The following is a 19,534-nucleotide window of genomic DNA, read 5'->3' as shown; positions in this document are numbered from 1 at the left end:
AGCGTTCAATCTGAGCCAGGATCAAACTCTTCAGTTCAATCTCATAGCAAATTTTCTGGCACGCAAGATCAAAGAAATAAACAAGTACTTCTTCTTCTTGCAGTGCAAGTATTTGGCTTTCGCCAAGTACTCACACCTATCGGTTATTCTGTTTTTTAAAGAGCGGTGCAGGTCGCTGCGTTTCGTTTCCGTCGCTGCGTTGTCTGCTGAGGAGGCGAACTATACCGCCACCACCCACCCTCGTCAACACTTTGCGCGAAGAAATCTGCAGATTCTGGCCAAATACCGCCCCACAGCGCGCTAAGTGACTGAGGGGAAAACAATTATGCCAGGGGCGTTTTATTACAGCTTTGCTGCGGATGCACAGCAATGCGTGGAGTAGCGGCTACGCCGGGTACTGAAAACCAGTCTGGCTGGCGCTAAAAGGAGGCACCGCACCGGCACAGACAGCAAAAAGCCCGGCTGGGCCGGGCTTTTTGAAAGAACGCTATCTATATAGATAGCGAGCTGTAGCGTTTAACTGCCTCAACGCTGCTTGAGCTTGGCAAACGCAGCCGCCATCGCCGACTCGCCCGCAGGCGGCGCCCCGCGCGACGATGATTGTGGTTTGCGCTGATCAGCCGAAGCGCGTCCACCTTCCGGCCGCGCGCCACGACTGGTCGTGCCAACTTCATCGTTCAGTCGCATGGTGAGGGCAATGCGCTTGCGGGCGACATCCACCTCCAACACCTTGACCTTGACCACATCGCCAGCCTTGACCACCTTGCGCGGGTCGTCGATGAACTTGGTCGACAGCGCCGAAATATGTACCAAGCCATCCTGATGCACGCCAATGTCGACGAAGGCACCGAAGTTGGCCACATTGGTGACCACCCCTTCCAACACCATACCCGGCTGCAGGTGTTTGATGTCCTCGATGCCATCCTGAAAGGTAGCGGTCTTGAATTCCGGACGAGGGTCACGACCCGGCTTGTCCAGTTCTTTCAGGATGTCCATTACCGTCGGCAGACCAAAACGCTCGTCCGTGTAGTCCGTTGCCTTGACCGACTTCAGCGTTACCGAATCACCCAGCAGCGTTTTGACCTCGCGCCCCAGTTTAGCGACGATTTTCTCAACAACCGGATAGGCTTCCGGGTGCACCGATGAAGCATCCAGCGGATTGTCGCCGCCCTGTATGCGCAGGAAACCAGCAGCCTGCTCGAAGGTTTTGTCACCCAGCCGCGGCACTTTCAATAACTGTTTGCGGTTCTTGAAGGCGCCATTCTGGTCGCGGTAGGCCACGATATTACTGGCCAATGTGCTGTTGAGACCGGAAATGCGAGTCAGCAACGGCACCGAGGCGGTATTGACATCCACCCCAACGGCATTCACGCAGTCTTCCACGACAGCATCCAACGCACGAGCCAGCTGGCTTTGATTGACGTCATGCTGATACTGACCCACGCCGATGGATTTGGGGTCGATCTTCACCAGCTCGGCCAGCGGGTCTTGCAAACGACGGGCAATAGACACCGCACCGCGCAGGCTGACATCCATATCGGGAAATTCCTTGGCCGCCAGCTCGGATGCCGAATACACCGAAGCACCAGCCTCGGATACCACGATCTTGGTCATGCCCAACTGCGGATAGGCCTTGATCAGGTCTTGCGCCAGCTTGTCGGTTTCGCGGCTGGCGGTGCCATTGCCAATGGAAATCAGGTCGACGTGATGACGGGTGCACAGCGCAGCCAGAATGGCGATGGACTTATCCCATTCGCGACGCGGCTCGTGCGGATAGATGGCGGTGGTATCCAGCACCTTGCCGGTACCATCCACTACCGCCACCTTCACCCCGGTGCGCAGACCCGGGTCCAGCCCCAGCGTGGCGCGTTGACCGGCCGGTGCTGCCAGCAGCAAGTCGTGCAGATTATCGGCAAACACCTTGATGGCCTCACCATCGGCGGCATCTTTCAGCCGGCCCATCAATTCCAGCTCCAGCGACAGGAAAATCTTGGCGCGCCAGCACAGGCGCACCCCATCCAGCAGCCATTTGTCGGCCGCACGGCCCTTGTCCTGCACACCGAAGCGCTGGCCAATCAGAAGCTCGTAGCTGGAGCGCTCGGTAATCGGGGTTTCATCAGGCTGATATTTCAGCGCAACACTGAGCACACCCTCATTGCGACCGCGCAGCAAAGCCAGTGCACGGTGCGAGGGGGTAGCACGCAGCGCTTCGCGATGATCGAAGTAATCGGCAAACTTGGCGCCTTCCTGCTCCTTGCCCGCCACCACACTGGCAACCAGCTCGGCCTCGTTCCACAGTTTTTCACGCAAACGGCCCAGCAGCTCGCCATCTTCGGCAAACTGCTCGATCAGAATGGCGCGGGCGCCATCCAGTGCGGCTTTGGCATCACCGATACCGGCCTCGACATTAAGATAAGTCAGCGCCAGCACTTCCGGCGATTGTGAGGGATCAGCCAGCAGACTGTCGGCCAATGGCTGCAAGCCAGCTTCGCGGGCGATTTGCGCCTTGGTACGGCGCTTGGGCTTGTAGGGGAGGTACAGGTCTTCCAGCGCGGTCTTGTTATCGGCGGCATACAGCGCAGCCGTCAATTCCGGGGTCAGTTTGTCTTGCTCGCGAATGCTGGCAAGAATGGTATTGCGCCGCTCGTCCAGTTCACGCAGATAGACCAGACGCTCAGCCAGCGTGCGCAGCTGGGTATCATCCAGGCCGCCGGTGACTTCCTTGCGGTAACGGGCAATAAAGGGGACGGTGGCACCACCATCGATGAGTTCGATAGTGGCGGCCACCTGGTTTTCACGTACGGCGAGTTCAGTCGCCAGACGGCTGGCAATGCTCTTCAACATCGGTTTTTATTCTTTCGTGTTGAACAAAAACCGCTACTCTACCGCCATTCGCTCCAAAATCAAGCGGCAACCGGCCGCACCAGCCAGGCCTGCGCTTCTTCCACCGTGTCAAAATACTCCAGATGATTGTGTGACAGCAGGCCGGCAATATGCGCCGCCAGCTTGATCCACACATCACTGACCACCAATGCGATACGGCCGAAATCCTGCTCATGGGCACGGACAAATTTCACCTCTTCCATCGCCATGTCCAGGGTGAAATCCACCAGCTCGGACAAATCCAGCAAGACATCAGGCCTGCCCTGCTCGGCCACGCGCTTGACCAAGGCATCCTCGAACAGCTTGAAATCCGCCAGCGAGAATTCATTGAACAGCGCCACATCCAGACCATAATCCTGTTCGCGGATAGAAATCATGCTGCATCTCCTAAAGTGTGAGTCCTGCCTGTTATTGTTAATGAAACCACGCCAGCATCGGCAGCGTGCTCATGATTGTATTCTAGTGCGCGACGGTGAAGATTCTGCTGACAACCGTCAAGGTGTGGCATGTTTCTGGCATGAATCAGCGCAGCGCTGCCAGGATGCCTGCCCCGACAATCAGCCCCATGCCCAACAATGCATCCGACCCCAGCGCATCACCCCACAGCCACACCCCCAACAATGCGGAAAAAACCACGGTAAGGTAGGCAAAACTGGCCACCAGATATTTGCGCCCTTCCTTGTAGGCCATGGTCATGGCCAGCTGACCCAACATGCCGCAGACCCCCACCCCCAGCAAGGAAGAAACATTGGCGGCATGCACCGGAGAAAAACCAGGCCCCAGCAGCAACCACAGGAAACCAAACACCGAGGCAATGGCAAAAAACCAGAACACCACCCGCCAGGATGGTTCACCCATCTGCCCCAGTTCGCGCACCTGGAACACGGCAAAGCCGGCGCTAACGCCCGAGAGCACGCCGATAACGCCCGCCAGCCACTGCTCGGAGCTGAAGGTGGGCCGCAGCAGCAGCACAATGCCGAGAAAACCCAGCCCCAAGGCCAGCGCCGCTGAGCGAGACAGCTTGTCCTTGAGTTTGACCACACAAATCAGCGAGAAAAACAGCGAAGAGGTGTAATTGAGTGTCACAGCCGTGGACAGCGGCAGATGAGTCAGCGCGTAAAACAGCGCCGACACGGACAGGTAGCCGACAAAGCTGCGCTTGATATGGCCCAGCCAATGCGGTGTGGACAAGGACAAACCGCGCCAGCGGATTCCGACACCCAGGATCACCGTGCCGATCAGCGTGCGCCAGAACAGCAGCTCGATGGAATTGAAATGCTGCGCGCCGGCTTTGACAAACACCCCCATCCAGGCAAAAAAGGCGGCGGCAATCACCATCCAGCCAGCACCCAGCTGGCCGCGCCGCAGTTGCGACAATAGATCAGCCGGCATCAGCAACACCTGGCACAAAACAGAAGGGGCGGCAAAACATCATGGTTTACGCAGGGAGCTGGCCGACAGGCAGATGGTTTCCAGTTGCCGGCGGTAGGTTTTGAATTCGGAAGCATTGGCTGCACAGCGCGCAACCAGCAGCCGTTTACCCGGCGTCGGCAAAAAGACCTGCAGATTATGCCGCACGATCCACAAACGGCCAGACACAAAGCGGCCCTCGCGATACTCGGTAACCAGCCGGCCATTGTGCGGATTCAAACGGGTATAGACAGCCGCTTCGCGGTCGCCCTCGGCCTGGCGGAAACGGCGCTGCAGCCGCTCAGGCACATCCGCCTTGCCGGCCTTGCGCTCTTGCAGGGTGACTTCGATGGCAGCGCGTTCGCGCTGGTCCGCCTTGGGCGGCACTACCTTGATCACACGCACGCCTTCCTGCACCACGCTGCGCACTTTCCAGCCGGCAGGCAGGGTGAAACCGATCTTGCTGGCTGGATCGACAAAACCGGCCGCCAGCAGCGGGCCAGCCAGCAGGCACAGCCCTAATAGGAGAATGTTTTTTTGCCAGTGCATTGTCATCAAGACAAAGAAAAAGGCGCGGAAACCCGCGCCTTTGCCATTCTGCACTGAAATCCCTGGCTTAGCCAGCCATGGCTTCGCCCATCTGACGACGATAGAACTCGTGGAAGTGCTGCATGCCTTCCTCGGTGGGGTATTGGTACGGCCCCACCTCGCTCTCGCCACGCAGCCACAAGGCACGACGGCCCTGGTGCATGCGGTAGCAGATTTCGTCGTCTTCCTTGGCGGTTTCGAAGTAAGCGGCCTGTTCGGCTTCGACGAATTCCGGCTCGAAATACACCACGTCTTCCGGGTAGTAGAACTCGGTAATGACGGTACATTTTTCCGGACCACGCGGAATGACCACGCTAACCACCAGCACATGCGGGTACCACTCCACCATGATGTTGGGGTAGTAGGTCAGCCAGATGGCACCAAACTCCGGTTGCTGGTCGGCAAAGCGGCGACGCACTTCCTCGTGCCACTTGCCGTATACGCGCGAACCGGAGCGGGCCAGCTGGTTTTTCACACCAACCGTCTGCACATGGTATTGCGCGCCCCACTCCCATTTCAGTTCCGCGCAATCAACAAAATTGCCCAGGCCCGGATGGAAGGGATCGACGTGGTAATCCTCGGAATAGACTTCAATAAAGGTTTTCCAGTTGAAGTCGTACTCCGTGGTTTGCGTCGAATGGAAAGCGAACTCGGAAAAATCCAGATGCTTCGCCACACCCAGCTGCGCCAGATCCGCAGCGATATCGCGGCCGGCATCAAACAGCAGGCCGTTCCAGCGCGTCAGTTGCGTCTGATTCAGATTGAGACAGGGTGTTTGCGGGAAATGCGGCGCGCCCAGCAGCTTGCCTTCGGCGTCGTAAGTCCAGCCATGAAGATTGCACACCATGTGGTTGCCATTACCGCGCCCCTGGTAGATCAGGGCCTGACGGTGGCGGCAGACGTTGGAAATCAGCTTGATTTCACCGCCCACATTCTTGAGCATCTTGCCATGGCCCAGCCAGTCAAGCGTATGGTAGTCCCCTTCATTGGGCACCATCAGCTCATGGCCGTAATACAGCGGAGCATTGGCAAACAGTTGTTTTTGTTCCTGCTCGTAGTGAGCGGGATCAAAATAAGTATAGATAGGCAGCTGAGCAGCAGACGCCTGTAGCATCTGCGAAGAAGCCAGATCAGACATTATTCCCACACCTCCGTGGTAGAAGATATAAGACCAGCCGAATCTCGCTAAACGAGTTTACGGAACCATCAAAACAATGAATTAAAACAAAGGCCAAGCCTGTGCTTTTCGAGGGCGGGATTATGCCCGCCCCGGCAAGGGGGGGCAAGCAATTTTTAGCGCAATAAAGCCAGGGCAGACTGAAACATTGCCACTACAAAATGGTGTTTTGCAAAATTCAGGACATTTTCATCCTGTACCCTCATAGGAATCATTGAGTTAGCTCAAATTGTGCGCAGCAACATTAGTGACTGATGATTCATATGCTATACTGCCGGGGCTTATCTACTGCCCTTGCGGCTGGCCACCAGACCAGCGCAACGCGCAAAGCTGGCTGCTACCGCCCATGCACTCGCATCATCACCGCCGCCAACACGGCCTGCTACACCGGCAAGGCTTGTCCTTGCGGCAATGCAGGCGATTGCAGCGTTGCGCAAGCGAGGTAAATCCCGCATTGCAGCATCCGCGGCAGCACTGGATAATCGCCGCCCGGTTCACACCGACCAAAGGAAAGAGAAGAGGAGCCCGTCAACTGCTCCGCCCCGTCATCTTGCTGCCACAGTCATAATCCTAATATGGCCGACATGCCGGCTGGCGACAGTTATTTTCCCAACGGACCCCTTTTTAGCCATTTACTACCTCCAGCGCCTATGAAATCAAGCATTCTCGTTATCAACTGCGGCAGTTCCTCGCTGAAATTTGCCCTGATCGACACCGCCAGCAAACAAGCCATCCTGACTGGCCTCGCCGAAAAACTGGGCCTGGAACAAGGCCAGATCAGCTTCAAGCATGCCGGCCAGAAAGATAGCCAGCCACTGGCAGAAGCCAACCATACTGCCGCGATGAACGCCATCATCGGCCGTCTGCGCGAGCTGGACTTGCTGGACAGTGTCAAGGCGGTAGGCCATCGCGTGGTCCATGGCGGCGAACACTTCAAGGCCTCCGCAGTCATTGATGGCACCGTCATCGCCGAAATCGAGAAATGCGCCAAGCTGGCCCCGCTGCACAATCCGGCACACCTGCTGGGCATTCATACCAGCATGCAGCAGTTCCCTGGACTGCCGCAGGTAGCCGTATTCGATACCGCCTTCCATCAGAGCATGCCGCAGCAGGCTTATCTGTATGCCGTGCCGATGCAGCTGTACCGCGAACACGGCGTACGCCGTTATGGCTTCCACGGCACCAGCTACCGCTTTGTTACCGGTGAAGCTGCACGTTTGCTGAACAAGCCGCTGGAAGAAACTGCCTTTGTCTGCGCCCATCTGGGCAATGGCGCCTCTGCGGCCGCCATCAAGGGTGGCAAAAGCGTGGACACCACCATGGGCCTGACGCCGCTGGAAGGCTTGGTGATGGGTACCCGCTCCGGCGATATCGACCCGGGCATCTTTGGCTACCTGGCTTCCGAGCTGGGCCTGGATGTCAACGGAGTGACCGATCTGCTGAACAAGAAATCCGGCCTGCTGGGCCTATCCGAGCAGTCCAGCGACTGCCGCGAACTGGAAGACGCCGCCATGGCCGGCAAGCCGGAAGCGATTCTGGCACTGGACATCTTCAGCTACCGCCTCGCCAAGCACATTGCCGCCCTGACCGTGGCACTGGGCCGACTGGACGGCGTACTGTTTACTGGCGGCATTGGCGAAAATTCGTCCTATCTGCGCGCCCGCGTAATCAAACAGCTGGGCTTTTTGGGCCTCAAACTGGACGACGCCGCCAACGAACAATGCGTCCGAGGTAAGGCTGGCCGTATCACCACTACCGACTCCGTGCCGGCACTGGTGATCAATACCGACGAAGAACTGATGATTGCCCTCGACACCGCCCTGCTGGCCGGCCTGTCGGTCTGAGGCAGCGCTAAGGAAAGAGTCCAAGCATGCATACCTTTTTTCTGGCCCCGACCGGCTTTGATGCCGGGCTGACCTCGGTGGCACTGGGCATGATTCGCGCACTGGAGCAATCCGGCTTGCGCGTGGGGTTTGTCAAACCCATTGCCCAGGGTGCCGACAGCAGCTCGCCGGAACGCTCCACCCACTTTGCCCGTGCCATCTGCCACCTGAATCCGCCGGAACCCTTGCCGATGGAGCGGGTGGAGCACCTGCTGGCACAGGGCGAAATCGACCAGTTGATGGAAGAAGTGGTGTCGCTGTATCAGCAGGCCTCGCACAACGTCGACCTGATGATTGTGGAAGGCCTGGTCCCCGATCAGAAGCAAGTGTTCTCCACCTTCCTCAATACCAAGATCGCCCGCAACCTGCAGGCGCAAACCATTCTGGTCACCGCCGCCGACAAGCTGGCCAGCCACGAAATCGCCGAGCAGCTGGAACTGAGCCTGCAGGCTTTCGGTGCCCAGCCCGGTCATGTCGCCGGCTACATCCTGAATCGCCTGCCCAAGGAACAGAATGCCCAGCAACTGGCGATGGAAATCCTGGAAGCCGGCAATCTGCTGCAGAAAAACCGCCTGAGCATGATCGGTGCCATTCCCAGCGAACCGGAGCTGCTGGCCCCGCGCACCCTGGACGTGGCCCATTATCTGCAGGCCCGCGTGCTGCACGCCGGCCAGATTAGCCGCCGCCGCGTACGCAGCATGGCGGTAACCGCCCGCACCGTGCCCAATGTGGTGCATTTGCTGAAACCCGGCGCGCTGATCGTCACCGCTGGTGATCGCGAAGACATCGTACTGGGCACCTCGATGGCCGCCATGAACGGCGTGCCGCTGGCCGGCCTGCTGCTGACCTGCGACTCGCTGCCCGACCCGCGCATCCAGCAACTGTGTCACCAGGCCTTTACCAGCGGCCTGCCGGTGATGACCACCACCCACAACACCTTTGAAACCGCCAGCTTCCTCAGCAATATGAGCCGCCAGGTTCCGGCGGACGATCTGGAACGGATGGAGCGGGTGATCGACTTCGTGGCCGAGCACCTGGACGCCGACAAGCTCAAGCGCAATGTTGGCGCACCGCGCGAACACCGCATGCCGCCACCGGCTTTCCGTTACCAGTTGATGGAAAAAGCCCGTCGTGCCGGCAAGCGCATTGTGCTGCCGGAAGGCAATGAGCCGCGCACCGTCAAGGCCGCCGCCATTTGCCAGGAAAAAGGCATCGCCCACTGCGTGCTGATTGGCAACCGTGTGGAGATCGAACAGATCGCCGAAGCCCAGGGCGTCACCCTGCCCGCCTCGATTGAAATCCTCGACCCCAACGAAGTACGCGGCAACTACATCCAGCCCATGGTGGAACTGCGCAAGGGCAAGGGCCTGAACGCACCGATGGCCGAGCAGCAACTGGAAGACAATGTGGTACTGGGCACCATGATGCTGGCGCTGGGCGAAGTGGACGGCCTGGTATCCGGTGCCGTGCATACCACCGCCAACACCATCCGACCTGCCCTGCAGCTGATCAAGACCGCACCGGAAGCCAAGCTGGTTTCCAGTGTGTTCTTCATGCTGATGCCGGAACAAGTACTGGTCTACGGCGACTGTGCCGTCAACCCGGACCCGACCGCAGAGGACCTGGCCGACATCGCCATCCAGTCGGCCGACTCTGCCGCTGCTTTTGGCATTCCGCCGCGCGTGGCGATGATTTCCTACTCCACCGGCAGCTCCGGCAGCGGTTCGGATGTGGAAAAAGTGCGCGAAGCCACCCGCATCGCCCGCGAAAAGCGCCCCGGCCTGGAAATCGACGGCCCGATGCAGTACGACGCCGCCAGCGTGGAATCGGTAGGCCGTCAAAAGGCTCCGGACAGCACCGTGGCCGGCCGCGCCACCGTCTTTGTCTTCCCGGACCTCAACACCGGCAACACCACCTACAAGGCGGTGCAGCGCTCCGCCGGCGTGGTGAGTGTCGGCCCGATGCTGCAAGGCCTGCGCAAACCGGTCAATGACCTATCGCGTGGCGCACTGGTGGATGACATCGTCTACACCATCGCCCTGACCGCCATTCAAGCGGACAAGCGCTAACACCACGGCAACTGACCAGCACGACCAAAGCCCGCCCTCACCGGCGGGCTTTTTTTACGTGCTGCGCCATTGGTGCAACAGCCAGATACAACCCCATCCCATTGTTTTAAATAATCTTTACAAAAAACATCAAGCAAAGCCGAGGTGCAAATCTCACGTAACAAGGCAGCGATCAGCCGCCTTTCCAGGTCGGATATTGCCGCATTCAAACGGATGTTTTACATTATGACTCGCCTTGTTTTTTAAAACCCGGCATATAAAACAAAACAATACTTACAAATCGAGCTCTACGAGGGAGAACTCACCGCATGGCTGCCACCACCATTACCGAATGGTTTATTCCAGAAGACATCCGCCAGTCACCCGAACTGGCGATCCCGGCCCGCACCACAGTAGGCGTCGGCCTGTTGGCCGGCTGTATCGCACCGTTGTTTTCCATCGAGTACTTCATGCTGGGCCACAGTGCCATGGGTATAGGCATTGCGCTGGGCGGACTGGGCCTGCTGCTTGGCACCCTGCTGCTCAGGCTGACGGGAGCGGTGCGCTTCTGTGCCGAATTCATTACCAGCTGCATGTTTGTCATGGTGTGCTGGATGGTGTACGTCAACGGCGGCATCATGTCCACCAGCGTGGTGTGGTTTGCCTCCATCCCGTTTACCGCCATCTTTGTTTCCACCCGCCGCTCGGGCTGGACCTGGATGGCTCTCACCATACTGGCCATCGCGGTGTTTTACCTGCTATCCAGCGACCCGGGCACCCTGCCCGCCGTGCCCATCGCCCGCGAGGAGATCCCCAAGCTGCAGGCCAAATCGCTGATCGGCCTGACCATTGTGGTGCTGACGCTGGCCATGGCTTTTGACAAGGCCAAGGTAAAAAGCCTGGAACGTCTGGAACGGGCCAGAGCCGAATCCGAGCACGCCAGCCGCGCGATGCGCGAGATGATGGAGCAGGTGGCACGCTCAATTCAGGCCGCCTCCAACGCCAGCCGCGACATTGCCGATAGCACCGGGCTGATGGCGCAAACCATGGCCGAGCAGCGCAGCCGCGCCGAAGACATGATGGTGGTGGCGCAGCAGATGGCGGTGGTCACCGGCCAGAACGCCGCGCAATCCAGCAGCGCCACCCGGCTGGCTGCCACTGCAGGCCAGGCTGCCAATAGTGGTGGCGAGGTGATGGACCAGGCAGTACGGCAACTAGGGCGGGCCGGCGAGGTGATTTCGCATGCTGCCAGCAAACTGGAAGAGCTGGGCCAGCGCAGCGCCGAGGTCAACGGCATCGTGCAATTGATCCGTGACATTGCCGACCAGACCAATCTGCTGGCACTGAACGCCGCCATCGAAGCCGCCCGTGCCGGCGAAATGGGCCGTGGCTTTGCCGTGGTCGCCGACGAAGTGCGCAAGCTGGCCGAACGCACCCAGAATGCCACGCTGGATATCGGTAACAAGATCACCCTGATCGTGGACGGCACCAATCAGGCCATCGTCGCCATGCGCGATGGCAACGACCAGATGCAGGCCGGCCGCGACAATGCACGGGAAGCCCAGCAGAACCTGCAGGGCATCATTCAGGAAACCCGCCAGCTGGCTGGCCTGCTCGAACAGGTGGCACAGGCAGAAAACAGCCAGAATCACGGCTTTGCCCAGTTTGCCGGCGACATTACCGCGGTGGGTGAATCCACCCGTTCGCTGTCCACCGAAACCCGCTCCATCGCCGATGCGATCAAACGGCTGGACCAACTGCTGGACGAGCTGGGCCGCTCCTCGCAGGCCCAGCACGCCCGCTAGCCGCGACCTGGCCCAAACCATCAAACAGACCGCTCCAGGGCGGTCTTTTGCTTTCTGGCGCCTGCCCGGCCTCTGTTATACTGGCTGCCTTCTGTAAACCAGTGCTCTTTGCCCGATGACCACCCCTGTCCAGCAGCTGTCCCAACTGAAAACCCGCCTTGCCCATTGCCTGATCCGCGATCGCCATGTCTTGCGCCGCAAGCTGAACGATGCCGGCGAGCGCCTGAAAAAAGGCCAGCCTGCCGACAAGCAACTGGCCGACATCAGCCAGCAACTGGAGCGCTCGACCGCCCGCGCCGAAGCCCGCCGCAACCATATGCCGCGCCCGCTGTTCGACGACGCCCTGCCGGTCAACCAGAAGCTGGACGACATCAAGGCGGCCATTGCCGGCCATCAGGTGGTGATCATTTGTGGCGAAACCGGCTCCGGCAAAACCACGCAGATTCCCAAAATCTGCCTGGAGCTTGGCCGTGGTGTGTACGGGCTGATCGGCCATACCCAGCCACGCCGGCTGGCGGCACGCTCGGTGGCCACCCGTATTGCGCAGGAGCTGGGCTCGCAGCTGGGCGAGCATGTCGGTTTCAAGGTGCGCTTTACCGACAAGCTGTCGGAAAAATCCGTCATCAAGCTGATGACCGACGGCATCATGCTGGCGGAAACCCAGACCGACCGTTATCTGGAAAGCTACGACACCATCATCATCGACGAGGCGCACGAACGCAGCCTCAACATCGACTTCCTGCTGGGCTACCTCAAGCAACTGCTGCCACGCCGCCCTGACCTGAAAATCATCATCACCTCGGCCACCATCGATGCCGACCGCTTTGCCCGCCACTTCGACGGCGCACCGGTGATTGAAGTGTCCGGCCGCACCTTCCCGGTGGAAGTGCGTTACCGTCCGCTCAAGCAGCGCGACGAAGACGAACGCGAAATGGAAATGGAAGACGCCATCGTCGATGCCGCCGACGAGCTGTCGCGTCAGGGCGCTGGCGACATGCTGGTTTTCCTGCCCGGTGAGCGCGAAATCCGCGAAACGGCAGAGAAACTGCGCAAATCCGGCATTCGTGGCTACGAAATCCTGCCGCTGTTTGCTCGCCTGTCCAATGAAGACCAGCAGAAAATCTTCAAGCCTTCGGGCGGACGGCGCATCGTGCTGGCCACCAATGTGGCAGAAACCTCGCTCACCGTACCGGGCATCAAGTATGTGATCGACACCGGTCTGGCCCGACTCAACCGCTACAGCCCGCGCGCCAAGGTGGAACTGCTGCAGGTGGAAAAGATTTCGCAGGCAGCCGCCCGCCAGCGCGCCGGTCGTTGCGGCCGGGTGGAAGCCGGTATCTGCGTGCGCCTGTACAGTGAAGAAGACTTCAACGCCCGCCCGGCCTTTACCGACCCGGAAATCATCCGCTCCAATCTGGCAGCGGTAATTTTGCGCATGGCCGCGCTGCGGCTGGGCCAGGTGGATGCCTTCCCCTTTCTGGAAGCGCCCAGCAGCCGCCTGATTGCCGACGGCTACCAGGTACTGACCGAGCTGGGTGCAGTCACCGACAATAACGAACTCACCGCCGTGGGCAAGGAGCTGGCGCGCATTCCGGTGGACCCGAAAGTGGGCCGCCTGCTGCTGGCCGGCCGCGACTTCGGCTGCATGCGCGAGGTGCTGATCATCGCCTCGGCGCTGTCAGTGCAAGACCCGCGCGAGCGCCCTTTCGATGCCCGCGAAGCCGCCGAACGCGCCCAGGCGCGCTTTAACGACGAAAAATCCGACTTCCTGTCCTACCTGCACCTGTGGGACTTCTTCAGCGATGCCCTCAAGCACAAGAAGTCCAACCGCCTGCTGGTGAATACCTGCCACGAGCATTTCCTGTCCTATCTGCGCCTGCGCGAATGGCGCGAACTGCATGGCCAGCTGGCGGAAATTGCCAGCGAACTGGGCCTGATCAAGCGTGAAGACGCCCATGCCGACGCCGAACAGATCGACGCCCAAATGTCGCAGAAGAAGCGCCAGCAACTGGACGCCGTGGTCTACGAGAATCTGCACAAGGCGCTGCTGACCGGTCTGGTAGGCAATATCGGCATGAAGAATCTGGAAGGCGACGACTATATGGGCGCCCGTGGCGTCAGCTTCCATGTATTCCCCGGTTCCGGCCTGAAAAAGAGCAAGCCCAAGTGGCTGGTGGCCGCCGAACTGGTGGAAACCACCCGCCTCTACGCCCGCTGCGTCGCCAAGATCGAGCCGGAATGGGTGGAAAAACTGGCCGCCCATCTGGTGAAGTACCACTATTTCGAACCGCACTGGGAAAAGAGTCGCGGCGAAGTGGTGGCCAGCGAACGGGTAACCCTGTACGGACTGACCCTGATTCCGCGCCGCGCCGTCAGCTATGGCCGCATTGCGCCTCAGGAAGCACGCGAGCTGTTTATCCGCGCTGCACTGGTGAACATGGATTACGTCAGCAATGCGCCCTTCTTCCAGCGTAACCAGCAGTTGATCCGCGAAGTGGAGCAGCTGGAACACAAGGCGCGCCGGCAGGATGTATTGGTAGATGAAGAAGCGCTGTACGCCTTCTATCACGAGCGCATCGGCAGCGATGTGGTCGATGCAGCCAGCTTTGAAGCCTGGCGCAAGGAAGCGGAAAAAACCGAGCCCAAGCTGCTGCACCTGACCCGCGAAGAATTGATGCGCCATGCCGCCCAGCACGTGACGGAAAACCAGTTCCCCGAATGGCTGGAATTGGAAGACGGCAAGCTGCGGCTGAAATACCGCTTCGAACCCAGGCATCCGCTGGACGGCGTCACCATGGATGTGCCACTGGCCATTCTCAACCGCCTGCAGCCAGCACAGTTCGAATGGCTGGTGCCTGGCATGGTGCGCGAAAAGCTGCAGCAATTGGTCAAGGGCCTGCCCAAGCAGGTGAGACGCTGCTGCGTGCCGGTGCCAGATTTCGTCACCCGCTTTCTCAGTAGCAATCCTGACCAACAGCAGCCGATTGCCGGCCAGCTGGCCCATTTCATCCTGCGTGAAACTGGTGGGGTGAAAGTCGACAGCGATGCCTTCAAGCAGCAGGAGCTGCCGGAACATCTGCTGTTCAACTTCCGCATCATCGATGATGGCAAACAGGAAATTGGCCTGGGGCGCGATCTGCTCGCCCTGCAAAAGCAGTTTGGCCAGGCCGCCCAGCTCACCTTCCGCGACAGCAGCGCCGATTTCGAGCGTGACGAGGTCAGCAGCTGGGACTTTGGCGAACTGCCGGAAAGCATACAGTTTGCCCGTGGCCGCCAGCAGCTTACCGGTTTCCCGGCGCTGACACTGGAACAGGACAAGGTGGCCATCCGCCTGTTCGACACCCAGCCCGAGGCTGAGCGCCACCACCGTGCCGGGGTGATCCGCCTGCTGCAGTTGCAATTGAAGGAACAAATGAAACAGCTGGGCAAAGGCCTGTCCGGCATGACCCAGATTGGCCTCAACCTGCGCAATGTAGCCAATGTCGAACAATTGCTGGCCGATGCCATTGCCTGCATCTGCGACCGTGCCTTTATCGGTGAAGATGCACTGCCACGCAACGAGAAGGCTTTCAACGATCAAAAAACCCGCGCTCGCACCCGTCTGCCGGCAGTGATTCAGGCGGTTACCCAGTATTTGAGCCAGATCGGCAGCGAATACATGCCGCTGTATAACAAGATGCAGAAACACCGGCTGGGTAATGAGCTACAACAGCAATTGAGCCGTCTGATCTACCCTGGCTTCCTGTACGACACGCCTTGGTCACAGCTGCCACACATTACCCGCTACATGCGCGCCATGAGCTTGCGCATGGACAAGCAGCCGGCCAATCCGCAACGGGATGGCCAGCGCGCGGCCGAGATACGTGAACTGTGGAACAAGTGGGAAGCACGCATGGCCAGCGAGCGCGAAGCTGGCGAGCCATCACCGGCGCTGCAGGATTTTCGCTGGCAGCTGGAGGAGCTGCGCGTCAGCCTGTTTGCGCAGGAATTGAAAACACCTTATCCGGTTTCAGTGAAACGCTTGCAAAAAGCCTGGCAAGACCTGCCCAAACAATGACAATTATCAATCATTTCTGCCGAATAAATCTGGCGATAGCAATGACAAAAACATAGAATGTTGCGTCAATCCGAAACCATGCACCATGTCTGACAATAATCTTTCCGACAAGCTCAAATCGAGCGCCATTTCCATCGGCAAAGAACTGCCGATGGATGTCTACGCCAAGAACGGCATCTTGCTGCTCAAGCGTGGTCATTATGTGCTATCGCCGGACATGAAGCATCGCCTGATCAAGCTGGGCTTTGCCGAACAGCCAGCCGAGGTGAAGCCAGCCGAAAAAACGGTCGACAATTACCGTAAGGGTCAGTCGCTGTTCGAGGAAATCGTCTTCCTGCAGCAAAGGGTGCGCAATATGCTGTTGCACGCGCTGACCCAGCCTGAGCTGGAGCAACGCGTACGCGCCATCGCCCAGACCATCATCAGCCTGAGCGAGCGCCATCCGGACGGCCTGATGGCCTCCATGCTGCTGCTGCCTTTCCAGGAGTACGGTGTGGCTCACTCGCTGCACACCACCGCCCTGCTGACACTGATTACCCGTCAGATGAAATTGCCGCCCGGTCACCGCGAAATCCTGCTGTGTGCCGCGCTCACCATGAATATCGCGCAGATCGAGCTGCAAAATGAACTGTTCAGCTACGAGGGACAGCTAACCCCGCAGCACCATAGTGCGATCAAGGAACATCCCCTGCTCAGCTCGGCGATTCTGCGTGAGGCCGGCATCGAAAACGAGCTATGGCATGCCCTGGTGCAGACCCACCATGAAAACTGGCAAGGTAGTGGCTATCCCTTTGGTTTGGAGCGCAAACAGATTCTGCCGCCGGCGCATTTGCTGCATCTGGCTGACATCACCTGTGCCAAGCTGGCACCGCGCCGCTATCGTAGCGCGCAGTTGCCCGCCACTGCACTGGGCAATCTGTTTCAGCGTAAGGATGTCGATTTCGACAGTGCCTTCACCACCATGCTGATTCGCGAGCTGGGCATTTACCCGCCCGGCAGCTTTGTCAAACTGGTCAATAACGAAATTGCCGTGGTGCTGGCCCGCCGCGACAAGCCGAGCGAACCGCAGGTCGCCGCGCTGCGCAAGGCTGATGGCCCGGCCTATGCCGAAGTATTACTGCGAGAAACCAGCCACCCACAGTACAAGATTGCCGCTCCCTGCTCGTCCAGCCTGGCGGGCGTGCGCATCTCCTTCCTGGCCAGCCTGTGGAAAATCTGAGCCCGCGGCGGCGCCCGCAAAAGCCAAGCGCCGCAGCAGCCATCCGCATATAATTGCCGCAGCTGCGCCGCCTTGCTGGCGCAGCGCCCGCAACCCACGCCGACTGCATCGCCGCATGAACACCCGCAACAAGAAGCAACTGCATGACAAGGTAGTGCCCGAACAGATTCTGATGGGCAAGGAGCTGCCGCTGGATGTTTATGCCAAGAATGGTCTGCTGCTGCTGAGCAAGGGGCATTTCGTGCTGAGCGACCGCCAGCGTGAAAAGCTGCTGGAAATGGGCTATGCGGTGGATGGCAATAAACTGGATGCCGTCAGCCTGCCCGAAGCCGATCCGATGATGGTACGCGAGAGCGTACTGCACGAAATGGCCTTCCTGCAGCAACGCACCCGCACCCTGCTCAACTACGCCCTGCAACTGGAAGACTTTCCGCGCAAGGTCAGCCTGCTGGTACGCGATATTGTCCGCCTGAGCGAACAGCACCCTGATGGTGTCATTGCCAGCCTGCTCTTGGTGCCATTCAACGAGTACGGCCCGGCCCATGCCTTGCATACCACTGCCCTGCTAGCCCTGCTTAGCCGGCGGATGCCGCAGCTAAGCAGCGAACAACGCCATACCGTGCTGGCGGCAGCGCTTACCATGAATATGTCGATCTGTCAGCTGCAGAACACGCTGTACCACCAGCAGGAAGCACTGACCCCGCAGCAGGAAGAAGAAATCGCCGGCCACCCGCTGATGAGCTCCGCCATTCTGCGCGAAGCGGGCGTGAGCGATGAGCTATGGCACTGGCTGGTACAGACTCACCATGAGTCCTGGCTGGGCAATGGCTACCCCTATGGCCTGGCCCGCGGCGAAATCGAATCGCTGGCGCACATCCTGCACATGGCCGACATCACCTGCGCCAAGCTCACCCCGCGCAGTTACCGCGCGGGCATGGTGCCGGCCGCCGCACTGGGGCATCTGTTCCAGCGCAAGGACACCGAATTCGACCCGGCTTACACCACCCTGCTGATCAAGGAGCTGGGCATCTACCCACCTGGCAGCTTCGTGCGCTTGGCCAATGATGAGATCGGCGTGGTGCTGGCCCGCCGCGAGAAGGCCAGCGAACCGCAAGTAGCCGCCATTCGCCATGGTGACGGCCCGGCTTATATCGATGCCCTGATTCGCGATACCAGCTTGCCGGCGCACAAGGTAATCTCCCCCTGTCCAGCCGCCATGGCTGGCGTGCGGGCATCGCATCTGGCACGGCTATGGCGCACCCAGGCCAACTGAAGCCACATGCCACCAACAATGAAAAAGCCGGCTTGCGCCGGCTTTTTGCTGATTATTGGGCGAGTTTATCGGCCTAGCTGGCCTCACCCACTGCCGGCCCCTGCAATACGTTCTGCGGAATACCCAGTGCCTGCACCCGGCCCTGACGTTCGGCAAAGTCGGCGCTACCGATAGCCTGCTGCCAGCGGTCAATATCCCCACTGCCAGCCATGCGTTGCAGGCGCTCAGCCAGCTTCGGCAACGGTGGCACATGCAAACCGGCCAACACCTCATCCGCGCGTTCCGGCTGATTGCAAACCAGCACCATATCGCAGCCTGCAGCGAGTGCCGCTTCGGCACGCTCGACAAAGCTACCCGCACCAGCAGCACCTTCCATCCCCAGGTCGTCGGAGAAGATCACGCCATCAAAGGCCAGCTGGCCACGCAGGATGTCCTGCAACCACACCGGTGAGAAACCGGCCGGGCGCTGATCCACTGCCGGGTATACCACATGGGCCGGCATCACCGAACCCATGCCGGCGGCCGCCATGCGGGCAAAGGGAATCAGATCATCGGCTTCCAGTTCGCTGAGTGAGCGGTCGTCCTGCGGCATCACAAAGTGGCTGTCGCCAGACACAAAACCGTGACCAGGAAAGTGCTTGCCGCAAGTAGACATACCCCCCTGCTGCAGGCCGCGCTGCAAGGCCAGCGCCAGTTCACTGACAATATGTGGATCGCGGTGAAAAGCCCGATTACCGATAACGGCACAGCGCCCCCAGTCCAGATCCAGCACCGGGGTAAAGGACAAGTCGATACCGCAGGCACGCAACTCGGCGGCCAACACCACGCCGACATCTTCGGCAGCCGCACGCGCAGCAGCTTCATTCTGCTGCCACAACTCACCCAGCACATTCATCGGCGGCAAACGAGTGAAACCTTCAAGAAAACGCTGTACCCGACCACCCTCGTGATCGACGGCAATCAATAGTGCAGGACTGCGCAGACTGCGGATGTCGGCGGTCAGCGCCTTGAGCTGTTCGATATTCTGGAAATTGCGCCGGAACAGGATGACACCACCGACCAGCGGATGAGACAGACGTGTGCGCTCTGCTTCGCTCAGGCGGAAGCCGGCCACATCCACCATGACCGGACCACGTTGCAGCGACAAGGTTTGCATGGCTGATACTCCAAACAGTGCGAGGACCGGGCGGC

Annotated in this window: 13 protein-coding genes; 7 read left to right on the top strand and 6 right to left on the bottom strand. The window is 59.6% G+C overall.

The window, feature by feature from the left end; genetic code table 11:
* Positions 1-304 (top strand): hypothetical protein (locus H2Z84_RS21065; RefSeq protein WP_220272652.1); only part of this gene is annotated, 304 nt, incomplete at its 5' end.
* Positions 305-525: 221 nt separating this feature from the next.
* Here the strand turns inward: H2Z84_RS21065 and H2Z84_RS01610 are convergent.
* From H2Z84_RS01610 to H2Z84_RS01590, 5 genes are all read right to left on the bottom strand, one after another.
* Positions 526-2,844 (bottom strand): Tex family protein, encoded by a 2,319-nt coding sequence (locus tag H2Z84_RS01610; protein WP_181834414.1) that lies wholly within the window; start codon positions 2,842-2,844, stop codon positions 526-528.
* 59 nt (positions 2,845-2,903) lie between these two features.
* Positions 2,904-3,260: a SpoIIAA family protein gene (locus tag H2Z84_RS01605; protein WP_181834413.1), complete on the bottom strand. Its 357-nt coding sequence runs from the start codon at positions 3,258-3,260 to the stop codon at positions 2,904-2,906.
* Between the two features lie 145 nt (positions 3,261-3,405).
* The gene (locus H2Z84_RS01600) at positions 3,406-4,275 is read right to left on the bottom strand and encodes a DMT family transporter (protein WP_258869252.1); all 870 of its coding nucleotides are present in this window, start codon (positions 4,273-4,275) and stop codon (positions 3,406-3,408) included.
* Positions 4,276-4,314: 39 nt separating this feature from the next.
* Positions 4,315-4,842, bottom strand: a complete 528-nt coding sequence (locus H2Z84_RS01595) for a hypothetical protein (protein ID WP_181834412.1) — start codon at positions 4,840-4,842, stop codon at positions 4,315-4,317.
* A 67-nt stretch (positions 4,843-4,909) separates the two neighbouring features.
* Positions 4,910-6,019, bottom strand: coding sequence for an aromatic ring-hydroxylating oxygenase subunit alpha (locus H2Z84_RS01590; protein ID WP_181834411.1), 1,110 nt, complete (start codon positions 6,017-6,019; stop codon positions 4,910-4,912).
* Between the two features lie 689 nt (positions 6,020-6,708).
* Here H2Z84_RS01590 and H2Z84_RS01585 point away from each other — a divergent pair.
* From H2Z84_RS01585 to H2Z84_RS01560, 6 genes are all read left to right on the top strand, one after another.
* The gene (locus H2Z84_RS01585) at positions 6,709-7,902 is read left to right on the top strand and encodes an acetate/propionate family kinase (RefSeq protein WP_181834410.1); all 1,194 of its coding nucleotides are present in this window, start codon (positions 6,709-6,711) and stop codon (positions 7,900-7,902) included.
* A gap of 26 nt (positions 7,903-7,928) precedes the next feature.
* On the top strand, positions 7,929-10,010 hold the full coding sequence (pta, locus tag H2Z84_RS01580) for a phosphate acetyltransferase (RefSeq protein ID WP_181834409.1): 2,082 nt from the start codon (positions 7,929-7,931) through the stop codon (positions 10,008-10,010).
* Between the two features lie 308 nt (positions 10,011-10,318).
* Complete coding sequence (locus H2Z84_RS21410) at positions 10,319-11,794, top strand: methyl-accepting chemotaxis protein (protein ID WP_181834408.1); 1,476 nt, start codon at positions 10,319-10,321, stop codon at positions 11,792-11,794.
* 115 nt (positions 11,795-11,909) lie between these two features.
* The gene (gene hrpA / locus H2Z84_RS01570; protein WP_181834407.1) at positions 11,910-15,851 is read left to right on the top strand and encodes an ATP-dependent RNA helicase HrpA; all 3,942 of its coding nucleotides are present in this window, start codon (positions 11,910-11,912) and stop codon (positions 15,849-15,851) included.
* A gap of 85 nt (positions 15,852-15,936) precedes the next feature.
* Positions 15,937-17,070 carry an HD-GYP domain-containing protein gene (locus H2Z84_RS01565; RefSeq protein ID WP_181834406.1) on the top strand — a complete coding sequence of 378 codons (1,134 nt, stop codon included), beginning with the start codon at positions 15,937-15,939 and terminating at the stop codon, positions 17,068-17,070.
* Positions 17,071-17,185: 115 nt separating this feature from the next.
* Positions 17,186-18,343, top strand: a complete 1,158-nt coding sequence (locus H2Z84_RS01560; RefSeq protein ID WP_181834405.1) for an HD-GYP domain-containing protein — start codon at positions 17,186-17,188, stop codon at positions 18,341-18,343.
* A gap of 73 nt (positions 18,344-18,416) precedes the next feature.
* Here the strand turns inward: H2Z84_RS01560 and nagZ are convergent, their stop codons facing one another.
* Positions 18,417-19,499, bottom strand: a complete 1,083-nt coding sequence (gene nagZ / locus H2Z84_RS01555; RefSeq protein ID WP_220272651.1) for a beta-N-acetylhexosaminidase — start codon at positions 19,497-19,499, stop codon at positions 18,417-18,419.
* Positions 19,500-19,534 lie beyond the last annotated feature (35 nt).

Source organism: Aquitalea aquatica, from assembly GCF_013911085.1.
Lineage (GTDB): Bacteria > Pseudomonadota > Gammaproteobacteria > Burkholderiales > Chromobacteriaceae > Aquitalea > Aquitalea aquatica.
This window is presented reverse-complemented; position numbering and strand designations above follow the sequence as displayed.